Origin of the sequence: Caproiciproducens sp. MSJ-32 (genome assembly GCF_018918055.1) — a bacterium.
In the GTDB taxonomy this organism is placed as follows: domain Bacteria; phylum Bacillota; class Clostridia; order Clostridiales; family Clostridiaceae; genus Clostridium.
In genome coordinates this window covers 26,206-43,813 of record NZ_JAHLPS010000012.1, presented here as the reverse complement: position 1 = coordinate 43,813, position 17,608 = coordinate 26,206, and the positions used below count along the sequence as shown (strand labels likewise).

Genomic DNA, 17,608 nt, shown 5'->3' with positions numbered 1-17,608 from the left:
TTTTTACTTAATCCTTTTTAGTTAAAGAATTTACAATATCTTTAAATATCGGAGCTCCAGTATTTCCTCCTCCTAGCTCCCTTCCATCCGGATGCTTTTCTCCAATATTAGGTGCTATAACTATAATAGTATATTTTTTATTATTAATTTCAAAATAACCTGCAAACCATCCATGATTTGTGCCTCCATTACCAGTTGAAGTTCCGGTTTTACCACCTACTAATACATCTTCTACCCTGGCTTCATATCCTGATCCTTCCGAAATAACTTTTTGCAAAGAATTCTGAGCTAATTTTGCAGCAGTTTCACTAAAAATCCTTTTTTCTTTCTCCTTATATTCCTTTATAACATTATCATTATTATCTACTATAGCATCAACTATAGTAGGCTTTATATAAATTCCATCATTAACTATAGTATTATATAATCCTGCCATTTGTACAGGTGTAACTAAAACAGTTTGGCCTATTGAAATATTATTCATACTATCTTCAATCTTAGGCTTGCTTCCAGCAGCTTCATTTCTATTTTCTCCTTTTAAATTTAATACAGGACTAAACAAGCCCATATTTTTAAGGTATTCTATCATTTTATCATACCCTATAATATTTCCTACCTTTGCAAAAACATCATTACATGATATCTTAAGAGCATCTTCTACTGAAAGACTTCCATGGCTATATGGCTTTCCATTCTTTTGGCATATTTCCCCTGTACAAGTAAAAACATCATCTGGACTTATTAAACCTAAATCTAAGGCTACAGTTTCAACTATAGTCTTAAAGATAGATCCTGGTTCATATCCTAACTGACCTATCCCTAAATTTACATTAGCCTGAGTTTCATCTTTCTGTACCATAGCTTTAATTTTACCAGTAGCTGCTTCTGATACAACAACACCTACATTATTAAGAAAAGAATATTCCTCTTTTTTTAATACTTCCCTAATTTTTTCTTCCCAAGCTTGATCTATAGTTAATCTTATATTGTTATTCTTATCGTATGCTAATAATAATCCTTTTCCATAAACAGCTCCATCATCCATATAAAATTTTCCTTGTGGATATTTGTTATCCTTTATATATTGATATAATTCAAATTCTAATGAGTCTTCTACTAGATTTTCTTCATTTATATCAACTAAAAAATTACTTGTTTTCCAAGCTTCCTTATTATCTATTTCATCATATATATATGTATATATTCCTTTAATATTTTTCAACTTATTTACCTTATTAAAAGTTTCTTCACTAACAGTATAATATATTTTCCCTTCATTTTTCATTACATCTGAATAATTAAAATCTCCAACTTCTGACTTCATTATGAAATTTAAGGCCATCAAGTCTTCTAAAGTTTCTTCATAATTATTTAACCTAAATGGTTTTGTATCTAAAACTACAACATACTTTTTATTATAATCTAAAAGATCTTTGCCATTTATATCAAATATTCTATATTTCATTTGAGATAAATTTTCTAATTGATAATTATTCATTTCACCAGAAACTTTTTCAGAGGGATTAAGCTGAAGAAATGCTAATCTTATAATTAATGTCAAAAATAAGACTATATAAGAAATTTTTAAAGTAACTACTCTCTTTTTATTTACTTTATTTTTTTCATTTAACATAAAAAACGCCTCCCTAAGCTTAATTCTAGCCTTGGGAAGCCTTTTCTATACAATATTTACTTTAAAATATCCTTAATTTTACTTACAAGTATATCAATAGCTACTTTATTTTGTCCACCTTCGGGAACTATAATATCTGCATATCTTTTAGTTGGTTCCGTAAATTGCATATGCATAGGTCTTACTATATTTAAATATTGATCAACAACAGATTCTAATGTTCTTCCTCTTTCATTTATGTCTCTTATTAATCTTCTTAAAATTCTAATATCAGCATCAGTATCAACATAAACCTTGATATCTAATAACTCTCTTAATCTAGGATCTTCTAATACTAATATACCTTCAACAATTATAATACTTTTGGGCTCAACCCTTATTGTTTCCTTATCCCTATTATGTACAGAAAAATCATAAATAGGTTTTTCTATGGGAATTCCATTACATAAATCATTTAAATGTTTTATAAGCAAATCATTATCAAAAGCTTGAGGATGATCGTAGTTAGTTTTCACCCTTTCTTCCATAGTTAAATGGCTTTGATCTTTATAATACATATCTTGTTGTATCATTGCTATACATTCATTTGAAAAACTTGAATATATTGCATCAGCAATAGTACTTTTTCCTGATCCAGTTCCACCTGCTATTCCAATTAGTATTGGCTTTTTCATTATTTATAGTTCCCCCTTTATAGGATTAAAGATTAATTACTTTTCTTCCTTTAATTAACATGTCTTTTGCTTTTAATGGTGTATCAACCTTTATTTTAAATAACATATGTGCCCTATTTGCTACATTTGTTTTAGTCTTTTTGTCCAAATCATACATATCATTTAAAGTTATATTAAAATATGGAGTTTGTGCTCTTAATACTTCTACTTCATCACCTTCGAAGACTCTATTTTTTTGTAAAATAGTAGCTTCTTTTGTTTCTTCATTATAATCTTGCACTATACCAACTATTTCATAATCTCTTATATAAGAAGATTCTTCATAGCATTGTTCACCCATTCTTCCAAAGAAGAAACCAGTATGATATTGCCTATGGCTTATTTTTAATAGCATATCCATCCATTCTTCTTTGAACTCATATTTATCTGGATTTTCAAAATATGAATCTACTGCTTCCCTATAAGCTTTTACTGTTGAAGCCACATAAAATTCATTTTTCATTCTTCCTTCAATTTTAAAGGAATCTATTCCTGCTTTAACTAATTCAGGTATGTATTTTATCATACATAGATCTTTTGAATTCATAATATATGTTCCTTGGTCATCTTCAATGACTGGATAATATTCATTTGGTCTTGTTTCTTCAACTAAATAATATTTATATCTACATGCATTTGAACATATACCTTTGTTTGCATCTCTACCTAGCATATAATTTGATATTAAACATCTTCCTGAATATGCAATACACATTGATCCGTGAACAAAAACTTCAATTTCACAATCTTCTGGAATATTTTCTTTAATTTTAGCAATTTCTTTTAATGTCAATTCTCTAGCTAAAACAATTCTTTTAGCTCCTGCTTCATACCAAAACTTTGTTGCCATCCAGTTCGTTGTATTGGATTGTGTACTTATATGAATTTCAAGGTCCGGTGCTACTTTTCTTGCTGCCATAATAATAGAAGGATCGGCAACAATAATAGCATCTACTCCTAAATTTTTTAAGCCAACAATGTAGTCCTCTACACCTGTTAAATCAAAATTTCTAGGAAAGACATTCATAGTGACATATAATTTTCTTCCTCTATCATGGCAGTACTTAACACCTTCAGCTATTTCTTCATTTGTAAAATTATCTGAAAATGCTCTTAAGTTTAACTTTCCACCACCTATGTAAACAGCATCAGCACCAAAATCTACAGCAATTTTTAATTTTTCCAAACTTCCTGCGGGTGCTAAAATTTCTGGTTTTTTCATATTTTTACCTCCTTTTTGTCACTGCAATTCCATCCCCCATTGGTATTACAGAAGTAATCAAATCTTTATCTTTTGATACTATATCTAAATATTCTCTCATTCTTTTAACAATTGTAATTTTTCTTTTCTTTACTAATTCATCAGTTGCAACCATTCCCCTAAATAGAACATTATCTGCAACTATAATACCATCTTCAGCCAAAAGCCTTAAACAATGAGGCAGAAAATGATTATAATGACCTTTACCAGCATCCATAAAAATTAAATCATAAGATTCATCTAAAGTTTCTAATACTTCTAAACAATCTCCCTCAATTATTTTTATTTCATCAGTAAGTCCATATTTTTCAAAGTTCTTTTCTGCAAGTTCTATCATTTTTCTATCACGTTCTATAGTAGTAATTTTAGGATTAGTTTTTGAAGCTTCATACATTAAAATTGCTGAGTAGCCAATTGCCGTACCTAGTTCTAAAATTTTATAGGGTTTTTTCATACTCACTATAAATTCTAAGAATTTTGCAGTTTCCTTTTGAACTATTGGTACCATATGCTCCTGAGCAAACTTTTCTAACTCTAAATATTTACCACTACTTTCAGGTATAAGATTTCTAATATAATCTTGCATATAGTCATAAGTTACTCCACTCATAATTTTCCTCCAATAACTATTAGCTTTCAAAACATGCCCTAGTAACCTAATTCTTCTTGTTTATTCAAAAAATCCTCATAATTATTAGTAAAATAATGAGTTCCATTTTCATTTTCTAAAACATAAAAAATATAATCTGTTTCAGCTGGTTTAAGGGCAGCTTTAATAGATGGTATACCTGGATTTGAAATTGGGCCTGCTGGAAGACCATAATTTTTATATGTATTATATGGAGAATCAACTTCTAAATCGCTATGTAAAACAACTTCAGTATGGTCTCCTAATGCATATATCACTGTAGCATCTATTTGAAGCTTCATTTCTTGATTTAGCCTATTTCTTATTACTGAAGAAATAATAGGTCTTTCCTCATCTAATATTGCTTCTCTTTCTATCATTGAAGCTATAGTAATAATTTCTTCAACATTTATATCTTCAACATCTACTCCCAACTCAGATGTCACTTGTTCTAATGCTTCTTCAAATCTATTAAGCATCATAGTAACTATATCCTTAGGATTCATACCTTTTTTTAAGGAATATGTATCAGGGAATAAATATCCTTCTAAATTATATTTTTTATTATCATCCCTTTTTACATATGAAGGCAGATCATAATTTTCTATAGAAGCTATAAAATCCTCTTTACTACAAATCCCTTCACTTTCAAGCTTCTCACTAATTTTATCTATTGTATATCCTTCAGGAACTGTAAATTTTACTATTCCTAAAGTAGATTCAGTTGTTAACAAAGTAATTAGCTCTTTTAAAGTTAATTCACTGCTTAATAGATAACTCCCGGGCTTAACCTCTATTGTTTCATCTGATAATAAAACATATAATTTTATAAATGGTATTCCTCTTATAACTTTTTCCTTTGATAAAGAATTTATTATGCTGTAAAAACTATCCCCTTCTTTTATCTCTATAACTATATCCTCTTTACTTTTTATTGGCTTATTTATAACATTGAAAAACATCAAAAAAAAGCCAAGAATAACTATAAAAATAATCATTAAGGGATAAATTTTTAGTTTTAACTTTCTCATAAAACCCCCTACATATAAAGTAAATAGCCATTAGGCTATTTACCTTATTATAATACTTTTCCTTAAAGTAATAAAGAATTTTAGCTAGTTATTTTTTCTTTCTGCTTATTATTTTCTTTCTCTCACTTGAGTTTAATACTCTTTTTCTCATTCTAATATTTTTAGGAGTGATCTCTACAAGTTCATCATCATTAATAAATTCTAAACATTGTTCTAAGGTCATTTTTCTTGGAGGAGTTAATTTTAAAGCGTCATCAGATCCTGATGCTCTTGTATTAGTTAATTTTTTACCTTTACATACATTTATATCTATATCTTCAGCTCTAGAACATTCACCTACTATCATTCCTTCATAAACAGGAACTCCAGCACCTATAAATAAAGTACCTCTTTCTTGTGCATTATATAGACCATAAGTAATAGACTCTCCTTCTTCAAAAGAAACTAATGAGCCTCTGCTTCTTCCTGGTATTTCTCCCTTATATTCATCATATCCATGGAAAACATGATTCATAATACCATTTCCCTTTGTGTCAGTCATAAACTCACTTCTAAATCCAATAAGGCCTCTTGCTGGAATTTTAAATTCTAACCTTGTATATCCGTTAACTGCTGAGGTCATATTAACCATCTCTGCCTTTCTTGGTCCTAATTTTTCCATAACTGGTCCCATAAATTCTTCTGGCACATCTATGGTTAAGAATTCTATAGGCTCTAACTTTTTACCATTTTCTTCTTTAAATATGACATTAGCCTTTGAAACTTGGAACTCATAACCTTCTCTTCTCATAGTTTCTATAAGTATAGAAAGATGAAGTTCTCCTCTTCCTGAAACCTCAAAACACTCTGGAGTTATTTCTTCTACTCTTAAACTAACATTAGTTTCTAGTTCTTTAAACAATCTATCTCTTAAATGTCTTGATGTAACATATTCTCCTTCTTGTCCTGCAAATGGTGAATCATTTACCATAAAATTCATACTTAATGTTGGCTCATCAATATCTACAAATGGTAAAGCTTCAGGTTGTAATGAATCTGCTATTGTTTCTCCAATATTACAATCTGGTATTCCACTTAAGGCAACTATATCCCCCATTGAAGCTTCCTGAACATCAATTTTATTTAATCCGCTATATGTAAATATAGCTGAAATTTTATAATTTGATTTTGTTCCGTCTTTTCTAATTAAGGTTACAGTTTGATTTTTCTTAATAGTTCCTCTATATATTTTACCTATTGCTATTCTTCCCACATAATCATTATTATCTAAAGTTGTAATAAGCATTTGAAATGGTTCATCTATATATCCCTTAGGCGCTTCAACTTTATCGATAATAGTCTCAAATAAAGGTGTCATATCACTATTTTCATCTTCAACTTCATATTTAGCAATACCTTCCCTTGCAGAAGCATACACAACTGGGAAATCTAATTGTTCATCATTTGCACCTAATTCTACAAATAAATCAAAAACTTCATCTATTACTTCTTCTGGTCTAGCATTAGGTTTGTCTATTTTATTAATAACCACAATCGGCTTAAGATCAAGCTCTAAAGCTTTTTTCAAGACAAACTTCGTTTGAGGCATTGGTCCTTCATAAGAATCTACAACCAATAACACTGAATCTACCATCTTAAGAACACGTTCAACTTCTCCACCAAAATCGGCATGCCCTGGAGTATCTATTATATTTATTTTTATCCCCTTATACATAATAGCAGTATTCTTTGATAAAATAGTTATTCCTCTTTCTCTTTCTAGATCATTTGAGTCCATTACTCTTTCTTCAATCTTCTCATTACTTCTAAATACATGGCTTTGTTTTAAAAGAGCATCAACTAAAGTTGTTTTACCATGGTCAACGTGAGCTATTATCGCTATGTTTCTTATATCGTCTCTTATAATTAATTCCATCTAAATTCCTCCATTATTAAGTCTATTGTAAACCTATAGATTATTTTACTCAAAATAAAATTGGATACACCTGTATCCAATTTTTTAATAACCATATTAAATACTATAATACATTGTAAGTTTTTTATGCTAGAATGTCAACATTCAAGATTATATTTCCATAATAATAGGTAAGATCATAGGCTTTCTCTTTGTTTTTTCGTAAAGATAATTTCTTAATTCATCCCTTACTCTACTCTTTAAGCTAGCCCAATCAGTAATGTTCTTTTCTTCACATTCCTTTAAAGCACTTTTAACTATTTCCTTAGCTTCATCCATTAATACCTCGGACTCTCTTACATAAACAAAACCTCTAGAAATAATATCTGGACCAGCTATAACTTTTTGATCTTCTCTTGAAATTGTAACTACTACTGTTAGAATTCCATCTTGTGATAAATGTTTCCTATCTCTTAGTACAATATTTCCAACATCACCAACACCTAATCCATCAACAAAAACTTGACCTGCAGTTACACTTCCATTTTTCTTTATTCCGCTTCTATTAACTTCAATAATTGCACCATTTTCAGGTATTAAAACATTATTTTCTGAGACTCCAACTGATACTGCAAGTTCACAGTGCTGCTTTAAATGTCTGTATTCTCCATGTACAGGAATGAAGAATCTAGGTTTAACTAAACATAACATAAGCTTTAATTCTTCTTGACATGCATGACCTGAAACATGAACTTCATCTAAAGATTTATATATAACTTCTGCTCCCTTATGAAATAGTTGATTTATAACCTTAGAAACAAGTTTTTCATTTCCTGGAATAGGAGTTGCTGATAAGATTACTGTATCTCCCTCAACTATTGTTACCTTTCTATGTTCTGCATTAGCCATTCTAGCTAAAGCTGACATCGGTTCTCCTTGACTTCCTGTTGTAATAATAACTACTTGGTTATTATTATATTTATTTATATTATCTATACCTACTAAAACATCATCTTCGCACTCTAAATAACCTAATTCCTTAGCAACAGCAACTATATTCTCCATACTTCTGCCAGAAACAGCAACCTTTTTATTTAATGCTCTAGCAGCATCTAAAATTTGCTGTATTCTGTGAATATTCGATGCAAAAGTTGCTACTATTATTCTTCCCTTAGCTTTTGCAAAAAGCTTAAAGAGATTTTCACCAACAACTCTTTCTGACATTGTATATCCTGGTCTTTCAACATTTGTTGAATCTGCCATCATAGCTAATACTCCTTTTTTGCCTATTTCAGCAAATCTTGCAAAATCCATAGGCACACCATCTATTGGAGTAAAATCTACTTTAAAATCTCCTGTATGCAATACTACTCCTAAAGGAGTATGAATTGCAATTGCTACTGAGTCTGCAATTGAATGATTTGTTTTAATAAATTCAACAGATACCGAACTTAATTTAATGACATCCCTTGGTTTAACTCTTATTAATTCTGTTGAGCTTAACAAGCCATGTTCCTTCAGCTTTGTTTCAACAATTCCTATTGTAAGTTTTGTACCATATACAGGTACATTTAACTGCTTCAAAACATATGGCAGAGCACCAATATGATCTTCATGTCCATGAGTTAAAAAAATACCTCTAACTTTTTCTTTATTTTTTATTAAATAACTTACATCAGGTATGACTAAATCAATACCATACATATCGTCATCTGGAAATTTAAGCCCACAATCTATAACAACAATATCGTTTTTATATTCTATTGCTGTTATATTCTTACCTATTTCATTTATTCCTCCTAAAGGAATAATTTTAACTTTTGCTTTTTCGTTTTTCAATATGTCCCCTCCTTTTTTCAATATATGTAATACAAAGGTGCTCTTCTCTTAAGAGAGGCCATCCTTTATCTTATTATTCAATTTTATCTATATTTTTGCTCTGACATTTTCTACAAATACCAAAAAATTTTACACTATGATCTATTATATGGAAACCATAGGATCTCTCTACTTCTTCTTCTAATTCATCTAATAAATCATCTTGAACTTCTATAACACCTTTACATTCATTGCAAACTAAATGATGATGTCTATGACCTTCATTTTTTCTAACTAACTCATATCTGCTGCAGCCATCGTTTAAATCAAGCTTACAAATTACGCCTAGTTCTTCTAATAATATTATTGTCCTATATACTGTTGCTAAACCTATTTCAGGGCAATTTTTCTTAACTTCATCATAAATTTCTTCTGTAGTTAGGTGTTCTCCTTCATTTTCAATTATTGTATCAACTATAGCCCTTCTTTGAGGAGTTAACTTATATCCTTTTTGTTTTAATTCTTCTTTTAAAACATTAAAATCTATAGTATTTGATTGTTCCATAAACAATACCCCTCCCTTTATTTTTTATTCTTCAAAAAAAATCGTATTGTAAGCTTCTTGAACAGCAGCTAACTCTACCTCATCATCTATTGGTACTAAAAGATCGTCTCCATCTTCATCTTTTTCAACCTTTAATGCAAATAAATCTTCTTCAGTATAATTGTCATCAAATACAATAACATATTCGCTTTTTTCTTCTGTATCAGGATTTACCATATCAAAAAAAGCTACTACATTTAGCTTTACTAAATTTCCTTCCTCATCATATAATTCCAATTGCTCTAAATCTTTATTCATAATCATTCTCCTTTTTCTTAATTTTAGATTTATAATTAATGCTTGTCAATAATAATTTTCAATTAAGAATACAATATTATTTTTTGCTTATTCTATCTAAATATCCCTGTAATATATATACAGCAGCAATTTTATCTACAATCTGCTTTCTCTTCTTCCTTGATAAATCAGCTTCCAGCATTGCTTTATGAGCAGCTACAGTTGTTAATCTTTCATCCCACATTTGAACTTCAATATTTAATTTTTCTTTTAAAAGTTCAGAAAATTCAATAGCTTTTTCCCCTGCCTCTCCAATTGTTCCATTCATATTTTTAGGCATTCCTAAAACTATTGTATCAACTTTATATTCTTCACAAATTTTCCTTATTTCTTCAATATCCTTTTCTTTTTTGGTTCTTTTTATAGTTGTAACACCTTGTGCTGTCCAACCTAATGGATCACTAACAGCAACTCCTATAGTTTTAGAACCCAAATCTAAACCTAATATCCTCATTTTTACTCCTTATAAATATAATTTTATAATTAAAGAGTGCCCTTAACGGGCACTCTCTATTTTATTTCTAAATAAGATTTTATTACTTCTTCAAGAATTTCATCTCTTTCAAGTTTTCTTAGTAAAGCTCTTGCTCCGTTGTAGCTTGTAATGTAAGAAGGGTCCCCTGAAATAAGATAACCTACTAATTGGTTTATTGGATTATAACCTTTTTCTTTTAACGCATTATAAACATCGGTTAAAATTGATTTTGTTAAATCCTCTCTATTAATGTTTAAATTAAATTGCATTGTTTGATCTAAGTTATTATTCATACAATTGCTGCTAATCGCAGCTCACCCCCTTACTTTATTTAGTTAAACATATAATAATAATATTATCCCACTCTTAATATTATTTATTCTACTTAATAAACAATATTAATACTATTATCATTAATTTAATTATAGACTAAATTTCCATATTTGTACACAATTTATTTTATTAAAGCTTCTACAAGCTCATATACTTTATTTATTCCATCTTTTATAGCTGCTGGATTTTTTCCACCGGCTTGAGCCATATCTGGTCTTCCACCGCCGCCCCCTCCAACAACTGCTGCAACTTCTTTTATTATCTTACCACAATGAATTCCTTTATCTATTGAATCCTTAGTTGCCATTGAAACTAAATTTACTTTTCCATCTACATTACTAAACAATACTACAACACTAGTTTCAATTTTGTTTCTTAATTTATCTGCTAAATTTCTTAATGAGTTAGGATCAACCCCATCTATTTCATAAGCAATTACTTTTATTCCCTTAATTTCTTTAGCTGATGCTAAAATATCATTTTCTGATCCTTGAGTTAACTTTCTCTTAAGTTCAGCTATTTCTTTATCTTTTTCTTTTAGTTCAGAATTTTGTTGAGATATTTTCTTTATAAGATTCTTTTCTGAACATTTTAACATAGCACAAGCTTCTTTTAATAAATTTTGTTTCTCTTCCATGTACTTCATAGCATTAACGCCTGTTATAGCTTCAATTCTTCTTACACCAGCAGCAACACCAGATTCTGAAACTATCTTAAATAATCCTATTTCTCCAGAATTAATTACATGCGTTCCTCCACATAATTCCTTTGAAAATTCTCCTACGCTTACAACTCTAACATCATCCTTATATTTTTCATCAAATAAAGCCATAGCTCCTGAATTCTTAGCTTCATCTAAAGTCATAACTTCTGTTCCAACATTAAGAACTTCCATTATTTTATCGTTAACTAGTTTTTCAATTTTTTCAATTTCTTCAAAAGTTAATGCTTGGAAGTGTGAAAAGTCAAATCTTAGTCTTTCATCATCAACATAGGAGCCTGCTTGATTTACATGACTTCCTAACACTTCTTTTAAAGCCTTATGAAGCATATGAGTTGCAGTATGGTTTCTTGCTATATTTTTTCTTCTTCTTCCATCTACTCTTAAATCAGCTTCTTGATTAAGTTTAATTTCACCTTTTAAAACTTCAACATAGTGAATAATCTTTCCACCAACATTATTTTTAGTGTCATATACAAAGGCTTCCCCAGTAGATGTAGTTATATAACCTTTATCTCCTACCTGACCACCCATTTCAGCGTAGAAAGGAGTTTTTTCAGTAACTATATAAGCCTTTTCTCCTTCAACTATTGACTCTTTAAAATCATTATCATCTGCTAATAATATAATATTAGACTTTAATTCTATACTTCCATAACCATCAAATTTTGTACTTACTGAAGATTCTATCTTATTTATAGGCTTTTCATCATTACCCATGTAGGAAGTTTCGCCCCTTGCACTTCTTGCTCTTTGTCTTTGTTCTTCCATTTCCTTCATAAAAGCTTCTTTATCAACTTTCATTCCCTTTTCTTCAAGAATTTCTTCTGTTAACTCAATTGGGAAACCATAAGTGTCATATAGCTTAAATGCCTTTTCACCTTTAAGAATGTTTTCTTTTAATGCTGTCATTTCTTCTATATAATCATTTAAAATATTCATTCCTGAATCTATAGTTTCATTGAATCTCTCTTCTTCTAAAGAAACTATTTTTTCTATATATTCTTGTTTTTCTTCAAGAACTGTATATGCTCCTTTATAATTTTCAACTACAGCTGCTACTATTTCTGTTAAAAATAAATCTTTTATTCCTAGTATTCTTCCATGTCTAGCTGCTCTTCTTAAAAGTCTTCTTAATACATATCCTCTTCCTTCATTGCTAGGTTGTACTCCATCTGAAATCATCATTGTAACTGACTTCACATGGTCAGTTATTATTCTTAAAGAAATATCCTTATCTTTATCTGCACCATATTCAACATTTGCTAGTTTTGATACTTTTCCTAATATATTTTTTACTGTATCTATTTCAAAGATATTATCTACACCTTGCATAATTGTAGCAATTCTCTCAAGTCCCATACCAGTATCAATATTAGGATGTTCTAATCTATTGTAATTTCCATCCTCATCTTTATCAAATTGAGTAAATACTAAGTTCCAGAACTCAACTACCCTGTCTTCATCAGCTGCCTTTAAAAATTCTTCTACACTTGTAATTTGGCCTTCTCCTCTATCAAAATGTATTTCTGTACATGGACCACATGGACCTACTCCAATTTCCCAGAAATTATCATCTTTACCTAATCTAAATATTCTTTTTGGATCAATATCTGTCTTTTTACACCATATATCAAAAGCTTCATCATCCTCAAGATAAATAGTCACATATAATTTATCTTTTGGAATTTGTAATACTTCTGTTACAAATTCCCAAGCCCATGGAATTACTTCTTCCTTAAAGTAATCTCCAAAAGAAAAGTTTCCTAACATTTCAAAAAAAGTTGCATGTCTAGATGTTTTACCTACATTTTCTATATCGCCAGTTCTAATACACTTTTGACAAGTAGTTATTCTTTTTCTAGGCGGAGTTTCTAAGCCTGTAAAATATGGCTTAAGAGGTGCCATTCCTGCATTTATTAATAATAAAGATTTATCATTTTTAGGAACTAAAGAAAAGCTTTCTAATCTTAAATGTTCTTTCGATTCAAAAAATTTTAAATACATTTCTCTTAATTCATTTGTTCCAATGTATCTCACAATATTACCTCCATTTTTTTATTCTATTGTATTAAAAAAGCTTTCATCCCTAAAGAAAGGGACGAAAGCAACAGTTCCGCGGTACCACCCTAATTATGCAGAAATCTGCATCACTTAGTTATACTAGCTCCAAGACAGCTTCAATATATTATGCAAGAAGTTTACACCATCCACTTCCTCTCTGAATGCACGCCTATATTTACTCCTTCTCTTCATCGCTATACTATATAAAATTTTAAATAATTTCATAGAAATTATAGATTATTTAAGTAAATATGTCAAATACTATTTAGAATAGATAATCATTAATATCTTCATAAATTACTTTAATCATTACTCCAATTGGTATAATTATTATCATACCTATAAATCCACCTAATTTTTCTCCTAAAAGCAGCAATATTATTATCATTAAGGGATGCATATTAGTACTGTCAGCAGTAATTTTAGGTGATAATATATTCCCTTCTACTTGTTGAATTACTGCCATTGCTATAACTGTCCATAGAGCTTTTTCTGGAGATTCAATAAGAGCTATAAATATAGGAGGTATTGCTCCAATTATAGGGCCAAAATAAGGAATAATATTTAATATTCCATTAAAGATCCCAAGAATTATTGCAAATTTTACATTTAATATTATTAAAACTATAGTTGTTAAAACTCCAATTATTAATGACAATAATAATTGGCTGACTATATATCTTGATAAAACCTTGTCAATATGACTAATAATCCTTTTAGCTACTATTCTTTTTTCTGTTGGTAAGATTAATAGTATTTTATTGTATATTAACTCTCCATCTACTAAAAAATAATAAGTTACAATTGGAATAATTGCAAAGGAAACTAAACTTTCAAAAAAATTTATTAAATAATCTAAAGCTCTTACTGAAAAACTCCTAATAAAAATGTTGATTTTTTCACTTATTTGCTCATATATAGTTTCAAAGGTTCTTGTATTTCCCAGCTTTATTTTATTGACTAATTTATTTATATAATCATCCATATTGTCTAATATTTTACCAACATTATGACTTTCTTCAAATATTGAAGGTACTACAGTACAAATAATTAAAATAAGTGTTACTAATATTAAAGTTAATAATAATATTGCTGATAATCTATGGGTTATTTTATATTTTTCACTTATAAAAAAAGTTATCGGTTTTAAAGCATAAGCAAGAACTATTCCTGTTAAAATTAAGTTAATAATGCTGCTTATTGTTTCTAATTTTATATATAAATATATAATTATTATAATAGGCAATATTATTGAAAGAATCTTAATAAAATACTTAATATTATCCTTCTTCATCATAATACTTCCTTCTTGGAATACTTTTTAATCTTACTTCACCATTTCCATGATGTAATATAAAATCCTCTCCTAAGAGGCAATTTTTAAGTAATAATATCTCTCTTCCTTTTATTATTCTATCAAATAAACCTGAACTCATTATTAAACCTTTTATAGTTAGTTTTTCTTTTTCAATAATTAAATCCTCCAATACTCCCTTTATTATATTTTTATTATCCTTTATTTCCATATCTTTTATACTTTTAAAAGAAACTCCCGATTTTTCGCTTAGCTTTCTAGCAATAATAACCTCTTCAAAGGAAATAATATCAGAGGCTTTAACAAAATTTCTTTTACTAAAAAATATATAATTAGAAATAAATAATCCCTCTATTGTGCCCTTATAAAAGTTGATATATATATCATCTACAATCCCTAAGTACTTCCCCCTGATGTCATACACCTTTACTAAATAGAAATCCTTCGTCTTTAGCATATCTTTCTCCTTCCTGATATATAAATATTATTTCCTATATACATAAAAAAAATTCCCATAATTTATATGGGAATTTTTATAATATCTCATCTATTATTCCACCGCCAACAACAATGTTTCCATCATAAAATACAACAGACTGACCTTTTGTAATAGCTCTTTGCCTTTCCTTGAAAGATACTTTAACTCTTCCATCAGGCAATGGAGTTATTGTTGCTTCTGCTGGTCTTGCTGAATATCTAACCTTTGCCTGTACAGTAATTTCTTTTTCTAATTTATCAAAAGGAATAAAATTATTTTCCTTTGAAATTAATTCCTTCTTAAATACATCTTCTTCTGGACCTAATACTACTTCATTTGTTTTAGGGTTAATAGCAGTTACATATACAGGTTTTCCAAGAGCTATTCCTAGGCCTTTTCTTTGACCGATGGTGTAATATACTATTCCTTTATGCTTTCCTAATATATTTCCATTCTTGTCAACAAAATTACCTTCTTTTACTTCCTTTGGCCTTACCTTTGATATATATTTACCGTGATTATTATCTGGTATAAAGCATATTTCTTCACTGTCTTTCTTATTATGAACAGCCAAACCTATCTCCTTTGCTATTTCTCTTATTTTAACCTTTGTATAATCTCCACAAGGCATTAGAGTTTGACTTAATTGTTCTTGTGTAAAATTATATAAAGCATAAGTTTGATCCTTTGTATCATCATCAGCCTTAATTAAAAGATATCTTCCATCTTCATTTTTTCTTATTTTTGCATAGTGTCCTGTAGCAACATAATCAGCACCTATTTCCTTTGCTCTCTTTAAGAACTCATCAAACTTAATATGCTTATTACATTGAATACATGGATTAGGTGTTCTACCTTCTATGTATTCTTCAACGAAATTGTCTATAACTTTTTCTTTAAAGGAATCCTTAAAATTTAAGACATAAAAAGGAATTCCTAATTTATCGGCAACTCTTCTAGCATCTTCAACAGATGAAAGAGAACAACATCCGCCCTCTCTTTGTGTAAAATCTTCATCATCATCGTCAAAATGCTTCATTGTTACCCCAATAACTTCATAACCTTGTTCTTTTAATAGATATGCTGCAACAGAGCTATCAACTCCACCACTCATACCAACTACAACTCTCTTACTCATTTTTCCCTACTTTCTATAATAAATATTTTTTATTATTTTTGTGATTTTTCCCTCCATAAAGAAGAGGTCTTTCTTATTCTTTCTATAATTGGAGGTAGTACCTCTAAAACATAATCTACATCTTCTTCAGTAGAATCATCTCCTAATGTTAATCTCAAAGATCCCTCTGCTAAATCTTTAGATAATCCAATTGCAAGAAGAACATGAGATGGATTCAAGAAACCTGAAGTACAAGCACTTCCGCTTGAAGCACATATACCAGCAAAGTCTAAATTTAATATAACCGAATCTCCCTTTACATATTCAAACACAACATTTACATTTCCAGGAAGTCGTTTATCCCCTAATGGACCATTTAATTTTGTATTAGGAATTTTTAATAATCCATCTATAAGTTTATCTCTTAATTTTACTAAATATTTATTATGCTCTTCTAAATTTTCTATTGCTAATTCAACAGCTTTTCCTAGGCCAACAATAGAAGCTGTATTTTCAGTTCCAGATCTTCTTGCCCTCTCCTGGCCTCCTCCATGAATTAGATTATCAATTTTTATTCCCTTTCTAATATAAAGAGCTCCTACTCCTTTAGGCCCATAAATCTTATGTCCAGCTAAAGATAGTAAATCTATATTCATATCTTGTACATCTATTTTTACATTTCCTAAAGCTTGAACTGCATCTGTATGAAAGATAACACCCTTCTCTCTACAGATTGATCCTATTTCTTTGATAGGCTGAATTGTACCTATTTCATTATTTGCAAACATTACTGAAACTAAAATTGTTTTATCTGTAATAGATTTTTTTAATTCCTCTAAATTTACAAAACCTTCTTTATCTACATTTAAATAAGTAACCTCAAAGCCCTGCTTTTCTAAGAACTCACAAGTATGTAATACCGCATGATGTTCTATCTTTGTAGTGATTATATGATTTCCTTTTTCCTTGTTTGCACTTGCAATTCCTTTAATAGCCCAATTATCAGCTTCAGATCCTCCTCCTGTAAAATATACTTCGCTTGAAAGACAATTTAAAGCCTTTGCCACTCTACTTCTCGCCTCATCAAGGGCTATTTTTGTTTCTCTAGAAATACTATAAAAGGATGATGGATTGCCGAACTTTTCAGTAAAATAAGGCATCATTTCTTCAAGTACCTCTTTTTTTACATAAGTAGTTGCAGCATAATCCATATAAACCTTTCTCAT

Annotated in this window: 16 protein-coding genes and 1 other annotated feature; all 16 genes read right to left on the bottom strand. The window is 29.4% G+C overall.

All coding sequences use genetic code 11. From position 1 onward, the window contains the following. Positions 1-7: 7 nt before the first annotated feature. A complete protein-coding gene (locus tag KQI16_RS01425; protein ID WP_216431648.1) occupies positions 8-1,633 on the bottom strand; it encodes a penicillin-binding transpeptidase domain-containing protein in 1,626 nt (541 codons plus the stop codon). Positions 1,634-1,689: 56 nt separating this feature from the next. Continuing rightward, entirely contained in the window at positions 1,690-2,307 is a 618-nt protein-coding gene (gene udk, locus KQI16_RS01420; protein WP_216431647.1) for a uridine kinase, read from the bottom strand. Between the two features lie 25 nt (positions 2,308-2,332). Further along, positions 2,333-3,568 carry a peptidase U32 family protein gene (locus tag KQI16_RS01415; protein ID WP_216431646.1) on the bottom strand — a complete coding sequence of 412 codons (1,236 nt, stop codon included), beginning with the start codon at positions 3,566-3,568 and terminating at the stop codon, positions 2,333-2,335. Positions 3,569-3,572: 4 nt separating this feature from the next. Further along, positions 3,573-4,217, bottom strand: a complete 645-nt coding sequence (locus tag KQI16_RS01410) for an O-methyltransferase (RefSeq protein WP_216431645.1) — start codon at positions 4,215-4,217, stop codon at positions 3,573-3,575. 38 nt (positions 4,218-4,255) lie between these two features. Further along, positions 4,256-5,266 carry an endolytic transglycosylase MltG gene (gene mltG / locus KQI16_RS01405; RefSeq protein WP_216431644.1) on the bottom strand — a complete coding sequence of 337 codons (1,011 nt, stop codon included), beginning with the start codon at positions 5,264-5,266 and terminating at the stop codon, positions 4,256-4,258. Between the two features lie 88 nt (positions 5,267-5,354). Beyond that, positions 5,355-7,181 (bottom strand): translational GTPase TypA, encoded by a 1,827-nt coding sequence (gene typA, locus KQI16_RS01400; RefSeq protein WP_216431643.1) that lies wholly within the window; start codon positions 7,179-7,181, stop codon positions 5,355-5,357. A gap of 150 nt (positions 7,182-7,331) precedes the next feature. Next, positions 7,332-8,999, bottom strand: coding sequence for a ribonuclease J (locus tag KQI16_RS01395; protein WP_216431642.1), 1,668 nt, complete (start codon positions 8,997-8,999; stop codon positions 7,332-7,334). Positions 9,000-9,072: 73 nt separating this feature from the next. Beyond that, entirely contained in the window at positions 9,073-9,543 is a 471-nt protein-coding gene (locus KQI16_RS01390; RefSeq protein WP_216431641.1) for a Fur family transcriptional regulator, read from the bottom strand. A 24-nt stretch (positions 9,544-9,567) separates the two neighbouring features. Next, the gene (locus KQI16_RS01385; RefSeq protein ID WP_216431640.1) at positions 9,568-9,840 is read right to left on the bottom strand and encodes a DUF1292 domain-containing protein; all 273 of its coding nucleotides are present in this window, start codon (positions 9,838-9,840) and stop codon (positions 9,568-9,570) included. Between the two features lie 76 nt (positions 9,841-9,916). Beyond that, positions 9,917-10,333 (bottom strand): Holliday junction resolvase RuvX, encoded by a 417-nt coding sequence (gene ruvX / locus KQI16_RS01380; protein ID WP_216431639.1) that lies wholly within the window; start codon positions 10,331-10,333, stop codon positions 9,917-9,919. 56 nt (positions 10,334-10,389) lie between these two features. Further along, positions 10,390-10,647 carry an IreB family regulatory phosphoprotein gene (locus tag KQI16_RS01375; protein ID WP_119865150.1) on the bottom strand — a complete coding sequence of 86 codons (258 nt, stop codon included), beginning with the start codon at positions 10,645-10,647 and terminating at the stop codon, positions 10,390-10,392. A 161-nt stretch (positions 10,648-10,808) separates the two neighbouring features. Next, positions 10,809-13,448 (bottom strand): alanine--tRNA ligase, encoded by a 2,640-nt coding sequence (gene alaS, locus KQI16_RS01370; protein ID WP_216431638.1) that lies wholly within the window; start codon positions 13,446-13,448, stop codon positions 10,809-10,811. Positions 13,449-13,502: 54 nt separating this feature from the next. Then, positions 13,503-13,673 (bottom strand) — a binding site (T-box leader). Between the two features lie 64 nt (positions 13,674-13,737). After that, the gene (locus KQI16_RS01365; RefSeq protein WP_286172826.1) at positions 13,738-14,769 is read right to left on the bottom strand and encodes an AI-2E family transporter; all 1,032 of its coding nucleotides are present in this window, start codon (positions 14,767-14,769) and stop codon (positions 13,738-13,740) included. Beyond that, entirely contained in the window at positions 14,753-15,244 is a 492-nt protein-coding gene (locus tag KQI16_RS01360) for a PRC-barrel domain-containing protein (protein WP_216431637.1), read from the bottom strand. The genes KQI16_RS01365 and KQI16_RS01360 overlap by 17 nt, the downstream gene beginning before the upstream one ends. Positions 15,245-15,320: 76 nt before the next feature. Beyond that, positions 15,321-16,403: a tRNA 2-thiouridine(34) synthase MnmA gene (gene mnmA / locus KQI16_RS01355; protein ID WP_216431636.1), complete on the bottom strand. Its 1,083-nt coding sequence runs from the start codon at positions 16,401-16,403 to the stop codon at positions 15,321-15,323. A gap of 32 nt (positions 16,404-16,435) precedes the next feature. After that, positions 16,436-17,608 carry a cysteine desulfurase NifS gene (gene nifS / locus KQI16_RS01350; RefSeq protein WP_216431635.1) on the bottom strand — a complete coding sequence of 391 codons (1,173 nt, stop codon included), beginning with the start codon at positions 17,606-17,608 and terminating at the stop codon, positions 16,436-16,438.